At 63.3% G+C, this 16,800-nt stretch carries 16 protein-coding genes; 15 read left to right on the top strand and 1 reads right to left on the bottom strand.

Features of this window, described 5'->3' with window-relative positions; translation table 11 throughout:
• Positions 1–151: 151 nt before the first annotated feature.
• A complete protein-coding gene (locus AB1402_05645) occupies positions 152–961 on the bottom strand; it encodes a carbon-nitrogen hydrolase family protein (protein ID MEW6541080.1) in 810 nt (269 codons plus the stop codon).
• Between the two features lie 133 nt (positions 962–1,094).
• On the opposite strand from AB1402_05645, the gene AB1402_05640 reads away from it, so the two are divergent.
• From AB1402_05640 to AB1402_05570, 15 genes are all read left to right on the top strand, one after another.
• Positions 1,095–1,442: a LapA family protein gene (locus AB1402_05640; protein MEW6541079.1), complete on the top strand. Its 348-nt coding sequence runs from the start codon at positions 1,095–1,097 to the stop codon at positions 1,440–1,442.
• A gap of 39 nt (positions 1,443–1,481) precedes the next feature.
• On the top strand, positions 1,482–4,247 hold the full coding sequence (locus AB1402_05635; GenBank protein ID MEW6541078.1) for a helicase C-terminal domain-containing protein: 2,766 nt from the start codon (positions 1,482–1,484) through the stop codon (positions 4,245–4,247).
• A 429-nt stretch (positions 4,248–4,676) separates the two neighbouring features.
• Positions 4,677–5,276 carry a 4Fe-4S dicluster domain-containing protein gene (locus tag AB1402_05630; GenBank protein ID MEW6541077.1) on the top strand — a complete coding sequence of 200 codons (600 nt, stop codon included), beginning with the start codon at positions 4,677–4,679 and terminating at the stop codon, positions 5,274–5,276.
• A 73-nt stretch (positions 5,277–5,349) separates the two neighbouring features.
• Positions 5,350–6,195, top strand: a complete 846-nt coding sequence (locus AB1402_05625; protein MEW6541076.1) for a CoB--CoM heterodisulfide reductase iron-sulfur subunit B family protein — start codon at positions 5,350–5,352, stop codon at positions 6,193–6,195.
• 25 nt (positions 6,196–6,220) lie between these two features.
• Positions 6,221–8,206 (top strand): CoB--CoM heterodisulfide reductase iron-sulfur subunit A family protein, encoded by a 1,986-nt coding sequence (locus AB1402_05620; protein ID MEW6541075.1) that lies wholly within the window; start codon positions 6,221–6,223, stop codon positions 8,204–8,206.
• Entirely contained in the window at positions 8,197–8,631 is a 435-nt protein-coding gene (locus tag AB1402_05615; GenBank protein ID MEW6541074.1) for a hydrogenase iron-sulfur subunit, read from the top strand. The genes AB1402_05620 and AB1402_05615 overlap by 10 nt, the downstream gene beginning before the upstream one ends.
• Positions 8,628–9,647, top strand: a complete 1,020-nt coding sequence (locus AB1402_05610; protein MEW6541073.1) for a 4Fe-4S dicluster domain-containing protein — start codon at positions 8,628–8,630, stop codon at positions 9,645–9,647. Before AB1402_05615 ends, AB1402_05610 begins: the two co-directional genes overlap by 4 nt.
• A gap of 116 nt (positions 9,648–9,763) precedes the next feature.
• Positions 9,764–10,792, top strand: coding sequence for a 4Fe-4S dicluster domain-containing protein (locus tag AB1402_05605; protein ID MEW6541072.1), 1,029 nt, complete (start codon positions 9,764–9,766; stop codon positions 10,790–10,792).
• Positions 10,793–11,638, top strand: a complete 846-nt coding sequence (locus AB1402_05600; protein MEW6541071.1) for an FAD/NAD(P)-binding protein — start codon at positions 10,793–10,795, stop codon at positions 11,636–11,638. It begins immediately after the preceding gene.
• A 545-nt stretch (positions 11,639–12,183) separates the two neighbouring features.
• Positions 12,184–12,456 (top strand): type II toxin-antitoxin system Phd/YefM family antitoxin, encoded by a 273-nt coding sequence (locus AB1402_05595; protein MEW6541070.1) that lies wholly within the window; start codon positions 12,184–12,186, stop codon positions 12,454–12,456.
• Entirely contained in the window at positions 12,443–12,757 is a 315-nt protein-coding gene (locus AB1402_05590) for a type II toxin-antitoxin system RelE/ParE family toxin (protein ID MEW6541069.1), read from the top strand. The genes AB1402_05595 and AB1402_05590 overlap by 14 nt, the downstream gene beginning before the upstream one ends.
• 464 nt (positions 12,758–13,221) lie before the next feature.
• Positions 13,222–14,109, top strand: coding sequence for a hypothetical protein (locus AB1402_05585; GenBank protein ID MEW6541068.1), 888 nt, complete (start codon positions 13,222–13,224; stop codon positions 14,107–14,109).
• Between the two features lie 136 nt (positions 14,110–14,245).
• Positions 14,246–14,704, top strand: coding sequence for a hypothetical protein (locus AB1402_05580; protein ID MEW6541067.1), 459 nt, complete (start codon positions 14,246–14,248; stop codon positions 14,702–14,704).
• Positions 14,705–14,851: 147 nt separating this feature from the next.
• The gene (locus AB1402_05575) at positions 14,852–16,018 is read left to right on the top strand and encodes a nickel-dependent hydrogenase large subunit (protein MEW6541066.1); all 1,167 of its coding nucleotides are present in this window, start codon (positions 14,852–14,854) and stop codon (positions 16,016–16,018) included.
• 2 nt (positions 16,019–16,020) lie between these two features.
• Positions 16,021–16,722 carry a 4Fe-4S dicluster domain-containing protein gene (locus AB1402_05570; protein MEW6541065.1) on the top strand — a complete coding sequence of 234 codons (702 nt, stop codon included), beginning with the start codon at positions 16,021–16,023 and terminating at the stop codon, positions 16,720–16,722.
• Positions 16,723–16,800: the final 78 nt, after the last annotated feature.

The raw sequence follows: 16,800 nt of genomic DNA, 5'->3' as shown, positions 1-16,800 counted from the left end.
TAACCCGGCGGGACGAATCCACGGTCGTTGGATGGGCATAAAAAACGCTGTACCGAAGCGGTACAGCAGAAAGGGAGAGGAGTTAGGTTGTTACTGGGTCCGGTAGAATTATAACCAGCAATGGTTTTGACCATACATTTTATGTAGAATTTTATATGGAAAACTTTCCGTTCCGGCATAGCGGCAGTCTTTTTCGGACCTCCGCGACCCGGCCGAGGTCTATTTCAGCCAGGAGTACCCTCTCCCGCTCATCGGCGGCGGCGACCACCTCGGCCCAGGGGCTCGCGACCAAGGAGTGGCCGTGGTACGGGTACGGGCTGTCTTTCGTCCAGGCTGGTCCGGCCCCCGCCACAAACACCTGGTTGTCGACGGCGCGGGAGCGCAACAGCAGTTCCCAGTGCAGAGGGCCGGTGACGGTGTTGAAGGCGCCGGGGACGACAATCAGCTCCGCACCGCGGGCCGCCAAGTCCGAAAACAGCTCCGGAAACCGGAGGTCGAAGCAGATGGCCACGCCGAAGGTGACCAGGGGGGTGACAAAGACCACGGGCGGGCCCGTTCCGGGGGACAGGGTGTCCGATTCGCGAAAAACCAGTTCCTCCGTCGCGATGCGGAACAGGTTCAGCTTGCGCTGGCGGCCCAGCATCCGCCCGTCGGGGCCGTACACGAAGCAGGTGTTGTACGTGCGTCCCTCTTCCGCTTCCGGAATTGAACCGCCGATGAGGTACACGCCCAAGTCCCGGGCGGTGCCCGCCAGCATCCGGTAGGTGTCCCCGTCCGGGTATGTTTCGGCGAAGCGGGTGAAGAACTCGTGCCGGTAGGGGCAATTGAACATTTCGGGCAGCACCACCACCCGGGCTCCGGCCCGTGCGGCTTCGGACGCCATCTCGCGGGCCCGGGCCAGGTTTTGCTCCTTGTTCATGGTTACCGGCATCTGGCAGATACCGGCCTTTATCACACTCATGACCCACCTCCGCCCCCGGTTGTGGTAGAATTTGAGTATCTTTGCGTTCCGGGTGTTTTTTAGATTATAGGGTTTCCAGCGGCATTGGCGCAATTGTTGGCGTCCTGCTTTTTTGAAAGGAGAGGGGCGGACAATGCAGATGTTCTTGTTTTTTGGATTGCTGTTTGCCTTCCTGGTGGCGGTGTTCGCGGTGCAGAACGTGGACCCGGTGGCCATTGAGTTCCTGTTCTGGCGGGTAAAGGAGATCTCCCTCTCCCTGGTGGTTCTCGGATCGGTGTTCGCGGGGGCCCTCATTGCTTTGGTGTTGGGTATGGCGCGCCAGTTCCGGATGGGCCGGCGGATCAAAGAGCTGACGGCCAAACTGGCCGGGTACGAAATGGGTGCCAAAGGCACACCGAAGGCGGAAAAACCGGACCAGCCGGCAGCAACCGGCGAGGCCCGCCCGGAGGCGGAGTCCGGAGGTATGCGCGGCCGGGAATAAAGGGGCGGGCCGCCAGCTCGAAAGCAAGGGGAGTGAACGGTGTCCCGCACGTTTGTGGTGTTGGATTTGGAAACCACCGGCCTTGATCCTGAGACGGACGAGATTGTGGAGGTCGGTATGGTGCGCATCGAGGACGGGAAATCCGGGGCGGTTTTCCACGCCCTGGTGCGCCCGTCGCGCCCTTTGCCGGCGCGGATCAAGAGCCTGACCGGCCTGAACGACGCCGATCTGGCGGACGCGCCGGATTGGGCAAAAGTGCGCCCGGCGGTGACCGCCTTCCTCGGGAGCGGGCCGGTGACCGGGCACCACGTGGACTTCGACCTGGCCTTCCTGGCCCGTCACGCCGGTTACCGGGCGGCGCGGGCGTATGACACCGCGGACCTGGCGCGGCTGGTGCTGCCCGGACTGCCCTCGTACCGCCTGGAATTTTTGTGTGCGCACCTGGACCTGCCCGAGCGGCCGGACCACCGCGCCCTCGGGGACGCCCGGGCGGCGGCCGGGCTGTTCGCGGCCCTTCTGGAAAGGTTTTGCCGCCTCGAGTTCACCACCCAGGCCACTGTGCACCGCATCTTGTCCCAAACGCCGGGTTCCCCCTGGTTTCCCCTGGTGGACGCCGTGGTGCGTTTGGGGGCCCAAACCCTTCCGGACCACGGAATCCAGGCGGCGGCAACAGCGGCAGGCGTCAGCGATTGGCCCGCCCGGGATCCGGCGGGCGGAGCCGGAGTAGAGTTCGGCTCGCAGGCCGTGGAGGCGGTCTTGGGTCCCGGCGGTGTACTGGCCCGCCACTTCGCCGGCTTCGAATACCGGGAGCCCCAAATGCAGGTCGCCCTGGCGGTGGAACGGGCCCTGGAGCAAGAGACCGTCCTCACGGTGGAAGCCGGCACCGGCACCGGCAAGTCGTTCGCTTACCTGGTCCCGGCCGCGCTCTGGGCCCTGGACGCACGCCGGCGGGTGGTGGTATCGACGCACACCATCAATCTTCAGGACCAACTGATGGAAAAAGACCTGCCGGTTCTCCGCCGGGCGTTGGAAGCGCCGCTGAAGGCGGCGCTCCTGAAAGGCCGGGGGCACTATCTTTGCCTGCGGCGTTGGGGGGCGGCCGCAGATGGGCAGAGCTTTCAGCCCGAGGAGGGTCTTTTGTATGCCCGCATCGCGGTGTGGCTGACCTTGACCGGCACCGGAGACCGGGCGGAACTCAGCCTGCGCCCCGGGGAGCGCGGGTTCTGGGACGGTGTGGCCGCCGGAGACTGGGGCTGCGCGCATGCGCACTGCGGCTTCAACAATGCCTGTTTTCTGCAGCGGGCCCGGCGGGCCGCCGAACGGGCGCACCTGGTGATCACCAACCATTCGCTCCTGCTCTCCGACCTGAGGATGGAAAACCGGCTGCTGCCCACATACGGCGCCCTGGTGCTGGACGAGGCGCACCACCTTGAGGACGTGGCCACCGAGCAACTGGGGACCACCTTATCGCTGGCCGGATTCGAAAGGTGGGTGGAGGGACTGAACCGGCTGACCGGCAAAATCGGCCGGCATTATCCCGACAACCGGGATGAGTTTCTCCGCGACGGGGAAGCGCTGCTGGCGGCGGCACGGCATTTTTTTGCGCTGCTGGGCGCGCGTCTTTTGCGTACAAAAGCCCCGGACGATGACTTCGCCGTGGTGCGCCTCGGTCCGGGGGACCTCCAGTCGGGCCCGGAAACGGCGGGAAGCCACCTGGAACTCGCCGGGAGCCTGGAGGCCTACCTGCAGCGGCTCTCCCGGGCCATTGAACGGCTGTCCGGCGGCTCTGTCCCCGCCGTGCGGGAAGAACTGCGGCTGGAGCTTGACCTGGAGTCGGCGGCCGGCAAGCGCCTGGCCGGCGACCTGGACTTTGTTTGTACGGCCGCCGATCCCGGGTACGTTTTCTGGCTGGAGGGCGGGGGGCGGCGCACCGCGGGGGGCGTGCTCCGCGCGGCGCCGGTCCACGTGGGAGAGCTCCTTCACGACGGCCTCTTCCGCTCCGGCAAGCCGGTCGTTCTCACTTCGGCCACGCTGACCGTCCGAAGGTCATTTGCTTTTTTCCAGGAGCGGGTGGGCCTTTCTTCTGTGCCGCGTGACCTCCGCGAAAGCCTGATCGTCGGCTCCCCCTTCACCTATGCCGAACAGGCTCTTTTGTACGTGGTCACCGACCTGCCCGACCCCGGAGACGGGGACGGGACCTACCTTGACGCCGTCACCGCCGCTCTCGGCCGGATCGCCGGGATCACCAAGGGGCGGACGCTTGCACTATTTACCGCACATAAAGCGTTGCGCACCGCATATAGAAGATTGAAACCCGTCCTGGAACAGCAGGGTTTGGAACTGTTGGGCCACGGCCTCGACGGGGGGCGGGCGCGCCTGCTGCAGCATTTCCGCAGCACGCCCCAGGCGGTGCTCTTTGGGGCCGCCAGTTTTTGGGAAGGGGTGGACGTTCCGGGGGACGCGCTGTCCTGCCTGGTGATTGTGAAGCTCCCGTTTGAGCCGCCGAACCGGCCGGTGCTCCAGGCGCGGCGCGAGGAGGTGCGCCGGCGGGGCCGGAGTGACTTCAACGACCTGTGCTTGCCGCAAGCCGTACTCCGCCTTAAACAAGGCTTCGGGCGCCTGATCCGCACGACCTCGGACCGCGGCGTGGTGTTCATTCTGGACAACCGGTTGGTGCGCAAAAGATACGGCGCCCTATTCTTGGAGTCCCTGCCGGCGGTACCGGTTTACGGGTCCCTGGAGGCAGGGCTGGAAGCGGCGGCCGAGTTTCTTTTTGACGGCACGTTTGCCTCCCCAAAGCCATAGAATACTCCATAACGACTGGAGGAGGGGAAGGTCTTGCGCGTTTACTTCATTCGTCTCCCGGGTTTCCTGAAGTCGATCCTGTCGAAGATCATCAAGTAGGAGTTTTCACTTGCCGGCAGCGGGCGAAAATAAAAAACCCGCTTTGGTCTGCGGGGTATTAGTTCTTCCGCTGGGGGCTCTTTCACGTGTTCCCCAGCCTTACCACGGAGCCAGCACAAGGTGGATTTGCGCTGTGTGGGGGGTTTAACGCTCCCGCATCCACCGGAGAGCCTCCCCCGACCCTGCTCACGGGTCATATGGGTTCTGACTGCATTATACCAGTCGGCGGTAGCCGGGGCAAGGGGGATTGAAAAAACGGCCCCGGAATTTTTTTAAGAGGAGTTTCAGCACCTCCCGGAGAAGTAATCGAAAACCGGATTGTTATTTTTTTTGCTTTCTAAAGAGGCGGAGGAAACGGCGCTGGTGTTGAATCTTTCCCGGGCGGCGGCGGACGGCGCCCATTTTGTCGAAGAAGTGGAGAAGCGAAGCGGGCAGCGGCTCACGCATTGCTACCAGTGTGGCAAGTGCACGGCCGGTTGTCCACTTGCCTTTTCCATGGACCTGATGCCCCACCAGGTAATCCGCCTGGTTCAATTGGGACTGCGGGAGGAGGCGCTGGACAACAAGGCGGTCTGGCTTTGTTCGACCTGTGCGACGTGCAGCACCCGGTGCCCGAAAAACGTCGACCTGGCCGCGCTGATGGACGCCTTGCGGATCATGGCCCGGCGCGAGGGGCGGACCCGGAAAGGGGCCGGCACCGCGCTTTTCAACCGGATCTTCCTGGATTCGGTGCGCCGTCACGGCCGGGCCCACGAGCTGGGCATCGGCCTGCAGCATAACTTGAGGTCCGGAAAACCGTTCAAGGACAGTGATTTGGCCCGCGGCCTGCTGGTCCGGGGACGGCTCAAGTTCCGTCCCTCCCGGATCAGGGGGGCGACGGAGGTGGCCCGCATCTTCGCCGAAGTCAAGCGCATGGAGGACGGCCAATGAACTACGCTTACTATTACTATGCGGATTGCTCCCGAAGGGGCTTGGCCCGCTTGGGCCGATTGACAAGCGGCCAATGAACTACGCTTACTATGCGGGCTGCTCCCTGCACGCCACCGGCCGGGAGTTTGACCTTTCGGCCCGGGCGGTGTGCGCCCGGCTGGGGATCGGGCTGGCCGAAATTCCGGACTGGAACTGCTGTGGGGCGTCCTCGGCCCATAGCACCAGTCATCTCTTGGCCGTGTCCCTGGCGGCGCGCAACCTGGCGTTGGCCGAAGCGCAGGGTGCCGGGGACATCGTCGTGCCGTGCGCCGCCTGCTACCAGCGGCTGGCGGTGGCGCGCAAGGAACTGGGGGAGGATCCCGGACTGCGGGAGCGGGTGGCGCGGGTCACCGCCCGGGACTATGCGGGGCGGACGGGTGTACGGTCCCTGCTCGAGGTGCTGGGGGGCCTCGATGCCGAGCACCTGAAAGCACAGGTCACGCGGCCCCTTGACGGGCTGAAGGCGGCCTGCTACTACGGCTGCCTGCTCGTCCGGCCGCCGGCCGTCACGGGATTTGACGACCCCGAAGACCCGCGGTCCATGGACGACCTGGTCCGCCTGGCCGGAGCGGAGTCGCTGCCCTGGGGCTACAAGACCGAGTGCTGCGGGGCGGCCCACGGGGTGGCGAACGAACCGGTGACGCTTAAACTGGTCCGCGACATCCTGGAGGTGGCGCGGCGCGCCGGGGCGGACTGCCTGGTGTGCGCCTGCCCCCTCTGCCAAAACAACCTCGACGCCCGTCAGGAACACGTGAACCGGGCTTTCGGCACGGACTTTGGCCTGCCGGTGCTCTACTTCACCCAGTTGCTGGGGTCGGCCTTCGGGCTGTCCGGCCGGGAACTGGGCCTGGACAAGCATTTCGTAAAATTCGCGTTTTAGAACCCAACCCGTGGGAGTGTAGGCAATGGCTAGAACAGGCGTGTTTGTATGCTGGTGCGGTTCGAACATCGGCGGGGTCGTGGACTGTCCCGGGCTGGCGGCCGAGGCCGCCCGGCTGCCGGGAGTGGTCATGAGCGTGGACGAAAAGTACATGTGCTCCGAACCGGGCCAGAACAAAATCATCGAGGCCGTGCGGGAGCACCGCCTGAACCGGGTGGTGGTCGCCTCCTGCTCCCCGCGCCTGCACGAGGAAACCTTCCGCAAGGTTCTGGCGCGCGCCGGGCTGAACCCTTACCTGGTGGAGATGGCCAATATCCGCGAGCACTGCACCTGGGTGCACGGGCATGAGCCGGAGCGCGCCCAGGTAAAGGCGCTGAGTCTGGTCCGGCGGGCCGCGGCCAAGGCGAACCGCCTCCAGCCGCTCTTCGGATCCAGGATTCCGGTCACCGGGCGCTGCCTGGTCATCGGCGGCGGGATCGCCGGGCTTCAGGCGGCCCTGGACGTGGCCGACGCCGGGCACGAGGTGGTCCTGGTGGAGCGGGAACCGACGCTCGGCGGGAATATGGCCAAGCTGGACAAGACGTTTCCCACCCTGGATTGCTCGGCGTGCATCAACACCCCGAAGATGGTGTCGGCGGCCTCCCACCCGAACATCCGGCTGTACACCTGGGCCGAGGTCGAGAGCCTTACCGGCTTCATCGGCAATTTCGAGGCCGCCATCCGGCAAAAGGCCCGCTACGTGGACCACGAGAAGTGCACCGGTTGCGGCATCTGCTGGGAGAAGTGCCCGACGCGGGTGCCCAGCGAATTCGACGCCGGCATGGGCGACCGGAAGGCGATCTACATTCCCTTCCCCCAGGCCGTGCCCAACAAGCCGGTGATCGACCGGGAACACTGCCGTTATTTTACGACCGGCAAATGCCGGATCTGCCAAAAGCTCTGCCCGGTCGGCGCGGTGGACTACGAGCAGGAAGAGGGAACGGCGGTCGAAAAGGTCGGGGCCGTGGTCGCCGCCACCGGCTTCAGCCTCTTCGACTGGGCCGGGGCGTACGGGGAATACGGCTACGGCAAGTACCCGGACGTGATTACCGGCCTGCAGTTCGAGCGGCTGGTGAACGCGGCCGGGCCCACCGGGGGCAAGGTCCGGCGCCCGTCGGACGGGGCCGTGCCGCAAACGGTGGTCTTCGTGAAGTGCGTCGGGTCGCGGGACGAATCCAAGGGCCGGGCGTACTGCTCCCGGATCTGCTGCATGTACACCGCCAAGCACGCCCTCCAGATGCTGGAGAAGGTGCCGGGGGCGCGGGTGTTCGTGTTTTACATGGACATCCGCACGGCGGGCAAGGACTACGAGGAGTTCTACCAGCGGGCCGTCCGGGAGGGGGCTGTGTACATCCGCGGGCGGGTCTCGAAAATCTACCGGGACGGCGGGCGGCTGGTGGTAAAGGGCGCGGACACGTTGCTCGGACGGCCGGTGGAAGTGGACGCGGACCTCGTGGTGCTGGCCACGGCCGTGGAACCGGCCGCGGGGGCGGCGGCCGTGGCGCGCCTGCTCGGCATCAGTGCCGACCGGGACGGCTTTTTCCAGGAAGCGCACCCGAAACTCCGGCCGGTGGAAACCCACACCGGCGGGGTGTTTTTGGCCGGCGCCTGCCAGGCGCCCAGGGACATTCCGGACACCGTCGCCCAGGCCGGCGGCGCGGCGGCGAAGGTGGCCGGGCTCCTGTCCCGGCCGGAGCTGGTCACCAGCCCCATGGTGTCGGCGGTGAACGAGGCGCTTTGTTCCGGCTGCCTGTTGTGCGTGCCGGTTTGCCCGTACCGGGCGCTGGAAGCGGGAGTGATCACCGAGCGGATCGGCGGCCATGCGCCCCGGGAACGGGTGGTGGCCAAGGTGAACACCGGGCTGTGCCGGGGTTGCGGGGCCTGCAACGCGGCCTGCCGGGCCGGAGCCGTCGAGGTGCGCGGGTTTACCAACGAGCAAATACTGGCGGAGTTGGAGGCCTTATGTCTGTAAACCTTTCCCGTGAATGGGAACCGAAGATATTGGCGATTTTCTGCAACTGGTGCAGCTACGCCGGGGCCGACCTGGCCGGGGTGAGCCGGATGACTTATCCCCCGAACGTCAGGATCATGCGGGTGCCGTGCTCCAGCCGCGTCGACCCGGCCTTTGTCCTGCGCGCCTTTCAGCGGGGCGCGGACGGGGTCCTGGTTTCCGGCTGACACCCGGGCGACTGCCACTATGTTAGTGGCAACTACCACGCCCGGCGGCGGTTCCTGTTGTTCAAGCGGCTCCTGGAGTACGCCGGTTTCGAGCCGGGCCGTTTTCAGCTGCGCTGGATCTCGGGTTCCGAGGGGGGTAAGATGGTGGACACGGTGCGGGAGATGACCGAACAGATCCGCGCCCTGGGCCCGAACCGGAAGATGAGGGATGACCGGTGAAGCAGACCGCCGACGAAGTGCGGCGGGTAGCCGCCCAACTGATCAAGGAAGAACGGGTCAAGTACGTGATCGGGTACGCGCCGGGCACCGACCCGGCCCGGATGATGCCCTTTTTCGCCTCCAGTGTCCGGCAGGCCGCGCGGCTGACCTGGAACCCGTTTTGCGTGCCCAGCCTGGTGAAGTACCTGTTGGACCACCGTTACGCCGGCACCCGCCTGGCCGTGTTCGTGAAGGGCTGCGACAGCCGGGGCTTGAACCGCATCCTGGCCGACCGCCAGTTTGCGCGGGAGCGGGTGGTGGCGCTGGGCCTGCCGTGCGGCGGGATGCTCGACCGCGCGAAGGTGCTGGCGGAAGTGGGGCCGGACGCCGAGCTGCTGGCGGCGGAGGACCGGGGCGACGGGTACCTTTTGACCACCTGCCTGTGCCGTGTCCGGCACGGCAGACAGGCCGGCCGGGGCAGCTTCGAGTTTCCCAAGCGGGATTTCCTGCTGGCCAAGTGCCTGGAGTGCGCGCACAACGTGCCGCTCACGGCCGACAAGTTGATCGGACCGGTGGTGCCGTCGCCGGCGCTCCCCGATAGCGACCGCTTCGCGGCGGTGAAGCGGCTGGAGTCGCTCGAGCCGGCGGCCAAAAGCGCGTTCTGGGAGCGCCGGTTCGCCCGGTGCCTGCGTTGCTACGCCTGCCGCAACGTCTGCCCGGCCTGCAACTGCAAGGAGTGTTCCTTTGAACAGGCCGTGCCGGGATGGCAGCAGGGGGTGTGCTGGGTCAGCAAGCGGACCGATCCCGGTCAAAACGGCTTTTTTCACCTGGGCCGGATGATGCATGTCGCCGGCCGCTGCGTCGATTGCGATGAATGCGGCCGGGTGTGTCCGGTGAACATCCCCCTGCGCGAGTTGTACCGCAAGGTGCAAAAGGACGCGCAGGAACTGTTCGGCGCGGCCGCCGCCGGGGTGAGCCCGGAAGAAACGCCGCTTTTGAGCGGGTATCAAGAGGCCGACCCCGACGAGTTCAAATAGACACCCATGCCGCTCTAGCGGCACCATCGGAAGGATGAAAATACCCCTCACCCCGGCCCTCTCCCAGAGGGAGAGGGGATTTTCAGGGTAGGGTTTCTCAAAGAGGTGTAAAACTGTTGACTGCAGCCAGGGTTCTGGCCGGCGGGCGGATGGTCCCGCTCCTGGACCGGATCGCGCAGAAATATCGCCTGACGGCCCCCGTGCAGGAGGACGGCGTGGTCCTTTACCGCCGGGTGGACGGGGGCCGGGAGGTGTGCCTGGACTTCGGCCTGCCGCTGGTCCCGCCGAAGGCGCACTTTTTCCCCCAGACCGAGCGGCTTTTCAGCTACAACGCGGCGGACGGCCTGGAACTGAAAGAGCCGCCCGGGATTACGGCGAGCGTGCTCTTCGGGGTGCGCCCCTGCGACCTGCGGGGTTTCGCGGCCCTGGACCCGGTGTTCGGCGGGCGCTTTGCGGACGTATACTACCGGGACAAACGCGAGTACACCACCGTCGTGGGCTTGGGCTGCACCACGGTCCGGCCGGAGTGTTTCTGCGCGGCGTACGGCGGTTCCCCGGTGGACGGGCAGGGAGCGGACCTAATGCTCACCCGGGTTGGTGAGTCCTACCTGGCCGAAGTCCTGACCCCGAAGGGGGAGCAGTTGGTCCGGCGCTGCGCTGAGTTCTTCCCGCCCGAGGGCGCCGAAGAGGCGGTGCGGGCGAAGGCCGCCCTGGGCCGCGAGCTGGAGGCCCGGTTCAACCGCCGGGTGGACCTGGCGGGCGTGAAGGAGAAGGCGGACGCGCTTTTTGAGAGTTCCTACTGGGGAAAACCGGCCCACCGCTGCCTGGGCTGCGGGATCTGCACCTACCTTTGCCCGACCTGCCACTGCTTCGACATCGTCGACGAGGACCGCGGCGACCGGACCGGCACCCGTTGGCGCTGCTGGGACTCCTGCATGTTCCGGGACTTCACCCTGCACACCAGCGGCCACAACCCGCGGGGTTCGAAAATGGAGCGGGTGCGCAACCGCTTCCTGCACAAGCTCTCCTACCACCTGGACCGCTACGGCCTGCCCGGGTGCGTCGGCTGCGGGCGCTGCATCGCCGCCTGCCCGGTGAACATCGACATCACCAGGGTGATCGCCGAGATCAAGGAGGTGGGATAGGTGAGCGGCGAGCGCAACCCGCTTTTGCCCTACCGGGCCACCATCCGGGAGATTATTCCGGAAACAGGCGACGTGAAGACCTTCCGGATCACCCTGGACAACTCGCAGGCGGCGGCCGGCTGGCGCCACGAGCCTGGACAGTTGGCCATGCTCTCCGTGTTCGGCGCAGGCGAGGCGATGTTCTCGATCAGCTCGGCGCCCACCCGGCGCGACTCCCTGGAGTTCAGCATCAAGCGGATGGGGAAGCTCACCCGGGCGCTGCACGAAATGGAGGCCGGGGGCCGGATCGGAGTGCGCGGGCCCTACGGGAACCACTTCCCGTACGAAAAGTTCCAGGGCAAAGACCTCCTGTTCGTGGGCGGCGGGATCGGAATGGCGCCCCTGCGCTCGCTGATCGACTTCGTCCTGGCGGCGGAAAACCGACCCCGGTACGGCCGGGTGGAAATCCTCTACGGAGCGCGGTCGTACGACGACCTCTGCTTCAAAGCCCAGTTGCTGGACGGCTGGCACAAGAAACCCGACACGGTGGTGTACAGCACCATCGACCGGGCGGAGGCGCGGTGGACCGGGCACGTCGGCTTCGTGCCGGCCTACCTGGAAAAGGTCGCCCCGCGCCCGGAGCACAAGTGCGCCGTATTGTGCGGCCCGCCGGTGATGATCAGGTTCGTGTTGGCGGCCCTGAAAAAGCTCGGTTTTGCGGACGACCAGATTTACTCGACGCTCGAGCTGCGGATGAAGTGCGGCGTGGGCAAGTGCGGCCGCTGCAACATCGGCGCCAAGTTCGTGTGCCTGGACGGCCCGGTGTTCAGCATGGCCGAGATCGCCGAGTTGCCGCCCGAGTTCTAGAACAACACCGGTGGTTCCGCTGCCTTGGATGGGGCAAACCGGCACGGATGTTCGCCGTCCTTCCCCACTCGAAACGCGGTCCTTATTAGGAATCAATCAGGATCACAGCCGCTCATCCTCGTCGCGTCCAAGGGTGGTATCCATGCCCTGGCAGAGGGGCCTTGCTTTTTCGCTTCTGTCATCTCTGCGGGCAATCGAGATAGGAGATGGAAGGCCTGAAGAATCAGGCCGAAGTGAAAATTATCCATCCAATGCTGCAGTAAGGCCGGGTTGCGGAACGTACGGCCCATTTCTTGCACACCAGCCGCGGAGTCTTCGGGTTTCGGCCCGAGATTTTTTTCACCAGCGGGGTTCGACAGTTTCGGGCCATTTTCAAGATGCGGAAGACTAAAACCCGCACTACCAATGCTTTGCGGGTTCAGGGCGCTCTGATTTTGGTGGCCAACCGGACACCATGATTTTGACCGCCCCTCCCAACGTTGACACTTGTAAAGCTAAAGAAATTCGGGTATTATGTCTGTAGATTGAATAGGGGGGTTGATCTCATGCCGAACATTAAGTCCAGCACAGATTTGAGAAACAACTACAACGAAATATCCGCATTCTGTCACGAAAGCCGTGAACCTGTCTTCATCACCAAGAATGGCCGAGGCGATCTCGTGGTCATGAGCATCGAAACCTTTGAGATGCTTAATGGAAAGCTCGAACTTTACCGTCTGCTTGACGAGGGCAGAGCGGCGGTAAAAGAAGGCCGGAAGCGTCCCCTCGCCGATGTCATGCGTGACATCCGGCAGGAAATAACCGATGGCAAAATATAGAGTGAACATATCGGAACCTGCCGAAAACGACCTGCGCGACATCGTCCGCCACATTTCTGCGCAGCTGTCCGCACCAATAACCGCGCTGAGGATGATGGACACCGTTGAGGAAGCCATCGCAGGTCTGGCGGATATGCCACAAAAATACCCTCCTGTTATTGATGAGCGCTTGGCTTCGATGGGTTATCGCAAATTAATCGTGAAGAATCACATTGCTTTCTTCACGATTGACGAAAAAGCGAAGGTCGTTGACGTTGAGCGTATCCTGTACGTACGCCGCGACTGGCTTCGCATTCTCTAGCCCTCACGCCGCCATTCCAAGTTTGACGCTTCAATTTTGGAAAGTCCCGCATATCACAGCTTTTCGGGTACGAGTATGAGGCGTGCCACCACACTTCCCTGGGGGTAATTAAAGCTCCATCACCTGAGATGGCACCCGAAGGCCCACGGCCTTAAAAGCTCGGTAGGCCTCTCGCTCGACAGCTTTGCTAAAACCCTTCTCCCACGGCGCCGGCCCGGCGGCGCAGGTCGTCAGGGATCGGGGTGTACCCCTTTTCCGCCCCGGATGGTTCGTGGTAACATAAACCTAATCCGTCGGGGAGAGTGCTGCCGTGGACGAAATCTTGAAACAGATTCTTATTTTGTAGATAGGGCGCGGACTTGACCCCGGGGTCCGGAATTTCTGGGAGGGAGTCGCGCACGACGATTCTTCGTCGCCACCGGGGATGAAAATATCAGCCAAGATTCTATTTTCGGAGGAGAATAATGACCGTGATCACGGCGAAATGGCTCCTTGAAAAAGAAGCCCCCGCCGAAATGCGGGAGGCGTTCAAAAATCGCTTCCCGGGCGGCTTGGAATACCAGGCCGTTTTGGACGTGTTGGCCGTGGAAGACCGCACCGATTGGGCGGTCTGGTTGATGCGGGAAGCGGGTCCAACGAGCGCCGTCTTGGAGATCGAGGATCTGGTGGTTGAAAACCTGTTTTTCGCGGGCTCGATTGTCGCGAAAAGCTCGATCAAGGCGGCCAAGTCACTCTTGGTCGGCGGGGGAATCGAGGCTGGCAAGGACGTCGAGGCCGGCAAGGACATTGAGGCCGGTAAGGACATCGAGGCCGGCGGTACCCTGAGCGGCGGTAATATCCGGACCAGCGAGAACATCCGGGCGGGCGGCAACATCAAGGCCGGCGAGAACATCCAGGCCGGCGGGGAAATCCTGGCCAGCCAGGATGTCGAGGCCGGCGCGGGCATCCAGGCCGGCGGGGAAATCGAGGTCGGCGGTGTCCTGGTCGGCGAGCGCATCCGGGCCGGTGCAAGCATTCAGGCCGGCGGATGCATTCAGGCCGGCGAGAACATCGAGGCCGGCGAGAACATCCAGGCCGGCGGGGACCTCCAAGCCGGCGGGGACCTTCAGGCCGGCGGGAGCATCTGGGCCGGCAAAAATATCCAGTCCGGCGGGACCATCAAGACCGCCAGGCACGTCCAGGCCGGCATGGGCATTTATGCCGACCAGGACATCGAGGCCGGCGCCGACATCCGGGCCGGCAAAAATATCCGGGCCGGCGGGGGAATCAAGTCCGGCGGAGAAGTCGTCGCCGCTGAGCGGCCGCCGAATCTTTTGCGCGGAGAATTCCGGGGTGTTGACCGCGTCACGTGATTCTGCGCGGTCCGCCGCGAGCCGCGAATTTCGCATTGATTTCCGCGGGAGTATGCTTGTCGGTTAAACTATCATAAATTCCGGCTCTGGAATTATCTGTTATGGTGCAATCGAGCCAAGAGAGGTGAGGGGGCTTTTGTCGAGCAGGTCGGCCTACCCGGTTTTCAGCGTACCGAGCCTGGAGGCGTTTTTGGCCCGGCTAACGCCTGGGATCGAGGCGGTGGATCACCTCTGGCTGACGGAGACCGTGGGGCTCTCGGAAAAAGACGCCCGTCAGTTGAGTGAGGGGCTTTGCATCCTGGGTTTCACCGAGCCGACCGGACACCTTACCGCCGAGGGGAAGCTGTTGGCTGCCCCCGACGCCCGGGGCGCGGTTTTCGGGCGGGTATGCGCAAAAGTGTACGCAAACATGATTGATTCTCTCCTGCAAGAAGAGGAATTTAATACGGACCATGTGCACCAGTTCCTGATTAAATGCGGGATCACGCACATGAGAGAGCGCCAGAAGACGACGCTGGTGTTTAGATTCCTGGTATTCAACAGTGACCGTGAGGACCTGATAAAACGCTACAGTTCAAAGAAGTGCTTCGCTTAAAAAAATCGGGGTCAGACCGCGAGTTATTAATGGTAATGGCAGATAACCAGGTGTCAGGTGCCATATCCGGTCAAGCCTTGATTAATGGCTGCCGGGATTGTACATTTAATGAGAAATGAGGAGCGAGGTAGTGGGGGATGAAGGGCGATGTCTAAAACCGTTACTTTGATGACCAGAATCGCGGGTGAGGCACGGCTGGCTTTGGTGACCAACGCGGACGGGATCGTGAAAGAGGCCTCCCTGGTGCCCGTTTTGCCTATCAGGGCTTTTGAATCGTTCGCCAAGGGCAAGAACCCCTACTTCGTGGTCGAGGGGATGAAAAGGGTGTGCGGCGTTTGTCACGCGGTGCAGGGGATCGCTGCGGCGATGGCTTTTGAAGACGCCTTGGGGATCACCGTGCCTGACGGCGGGGCGTTGCTCAGGGAGGCGTGCGGGGTGCTCAACCGCCTCCAGAGTCATACTTTGGCTCAACTACTGTTGGTCGATGACATGTTTATTCCCGGCGCGGCGGTGATGGTCAAAGCGAAGCTACAGCAATTGTATAATGACCTCAATGCAGCTATGGAGACGGTAGGCGGCGCGCCGATCCACTCGCCCTATATCACCATCGGGGGGATGCGGAAAGGATTGTCCTCCGAGGCCTTGGAGAAGCTGGACGCCCTGGTCGCTCGTATGGAGGGGCTGCTCCGGGAGTATACGACCCACCTTGAGGCTGGAAGGGTGCTGCAGGCGCAGTACTTGGAGCTGAAAGCGGCGGCGATTGAAATCCCGCCCTTGCTGGCCGGTGGTCTTTTTTCGGTAGCGAAAGGGAAAATAGACCCTGGCTTGATCGAGATTGTTTCGAACACTTCCGGGCAGGAGGCGTTCCGGGTGGAGATCGGCGAGTCCACCGGTATGGTGGCGCTTTACGCCCGGCAAATGGTGGAGGTCGGTCCCCGGGCCCGGATGACTCTTTTCAAGGAATTTTCCGGGAAAGGGTTGGTCGGGCCAAACGAGGCCCGGGTTTGGGAGATGTGGTTGTGTCTGGAGCGACTAAAGACCCTTTTAAAAATAATTAGTCCGGAAGATATGGTGATCGCCGAAGTAACGACGCTGAGATCCGGGGAAGGGACCGGGCTGTATGAGGCCCCCCGGGGGGTGCTCATTCATTCGGTACGACTGGGTGCCAACGGCCGGGTGGCGGACTACCGGGTAATTCCCCCCACGATGTTTAATATTGCGGTCCTGCAGGAGACGATGAAGGGTTTGCCGGCCGAATGGGGCGCGACCATTGTCCGGTTGTACGATCCCTGTATGCCTTGCGAGGTACATTGAGTATGCGCGTGGCTTTTACCGAAATCGGGGGTTGCGGCGGTTGCTCGTTGGCGTTCTTGAGCGCCGCGACACCGTTGCCCCAGGGTGGGAAACTAGTTTATCACCCGTTGCAACTGGATGTGCCGGAGCCGCCGGAGACTGTTGATCTTTTTTTCGTGGGTGGTGCCGTTTGCGCTCAAGATCAGAAAAGTGTTGAGTTGCTGGTCCGGTTACGGGAGAAGACCAAAACGCTGGTCGCTTTCGGTTCCTGCGCGGCTGTGGGCGGGATAATGCGCTTCTTCGTCCGGGGCGGACAAGAGCCGAAGCCGTGGCAGGCGACGCACCAACCACTTGGGCGATTTGTTGATTGCGACCTGTCGGTCGTCGGCTGCCCGCCGCCCGCGCGTAGCGTCGGGCGGCTTATCGTCAGCCTGTCCACCACCGCCAAAGGTAAATTTAATCTTTACAAAAAACTGACCACCATTAGTCATATCAGTTGTTTTAACCTGTTGGATGAGAATATCGATACCGGGCTTTGTACCGGTTGCGGACTTTGTGCGGTTTCCTGTCCCGGCTTGGCCATCGAAATGGTCGACCAGATACCGGAGTTCAGTGTGGAAAAGTGTATCCGGTGCGGGGTGTGCTACGCTTGCTGTCCTCAACTGATCAAACGGTGGCGAAAAGAGGAGCGGGAAGAGAACCGGGAAGTGCGGGGTTGCAAGTAGGCCGATCGCTGGTCATCGTAATTGAGGATGTATCTGGTATGGGATCGCCATCTGGGAATTGCGAGGACGGGACCCGGA

The organism is Bacillota bacterium (assembly GCA_040757205.1).
Lineage (GTDB): Bacteria > Bacillota > Desulfotomaculia > Desulfotomaculales > Desulforudaceae > Desulforudis.
The sequence above is the reverse complement of the archived record's forward strand: the minus strand, read 5'-3'. Positions and strand labels throughout refer to the sequence as shown.

Excerpts from the sequence above, each read along its gene's own strand:
- AB1402_05645 (MEW6541080.1), bottom strand. The coding sequence starts at position 961 with ATGAGTGTGATAAAGGCCGGTATCTGCCAGATGCCGGTAACCATGAAC.
- AB1402_05640 (MEW6541079.1), top strand. The coding sequence starts at position 1,095 with ATGCAGATGTTCTTGTTTTTTGGATTGCTGTTTGCCTTCCTGGTGGCG.
- AB1402_05625 (MEW6541076.1), top strand. The coding sequence starts at position 5,350 with ATGAACTACGCTTACTATGCGGGCTGCTCCCTGCACGCCACCGGCCGG.
- AB1402_05620 (MEW6541075.1), top strand. The coding sequence starts at position 6,221 with ATGGCTAGAACAGGCGTGTTTGTATGCTGGTGCGGTTCGAACATCGGC.
- AB1402_05595 (MEW6541070.1), top strand. The coding sequence starts at position 12,184 with ATGCCGAACATTAAGTCCAGCACAGATTTGAGAAACAACTACAACGAA.
- AB1402_05590 (MEW6541069.1), top strand. The coding sequence starts at position 12,443 with ATGGCAAAATATAGAGTGAACATATCGGAACCTGCCGAAAACGACCTG.
- AB1402_05585 (MEW6541068.1), top strand. The coding sequence starts at position 13,222 with ATGACCGTGATCACGGCGAAATGGCTCCTTGAAAAAGAAGCCCCCGCC.
- AB1402_05575 (MEW6541066.1), top strand. The coding sequence starts at position 14,852 with ATGTCTAAAACCGTTACTTTGATGACCAGAATCGCGGGTGAGGCACGG.
- AB1402_05570 (MEW6541065.1), top strand. The coding sequence starts at position 16,021 with ATGCGCGTGGCTTTTACCGAAATCGGGGGTTGCGGCGGTTGCTCGTTG.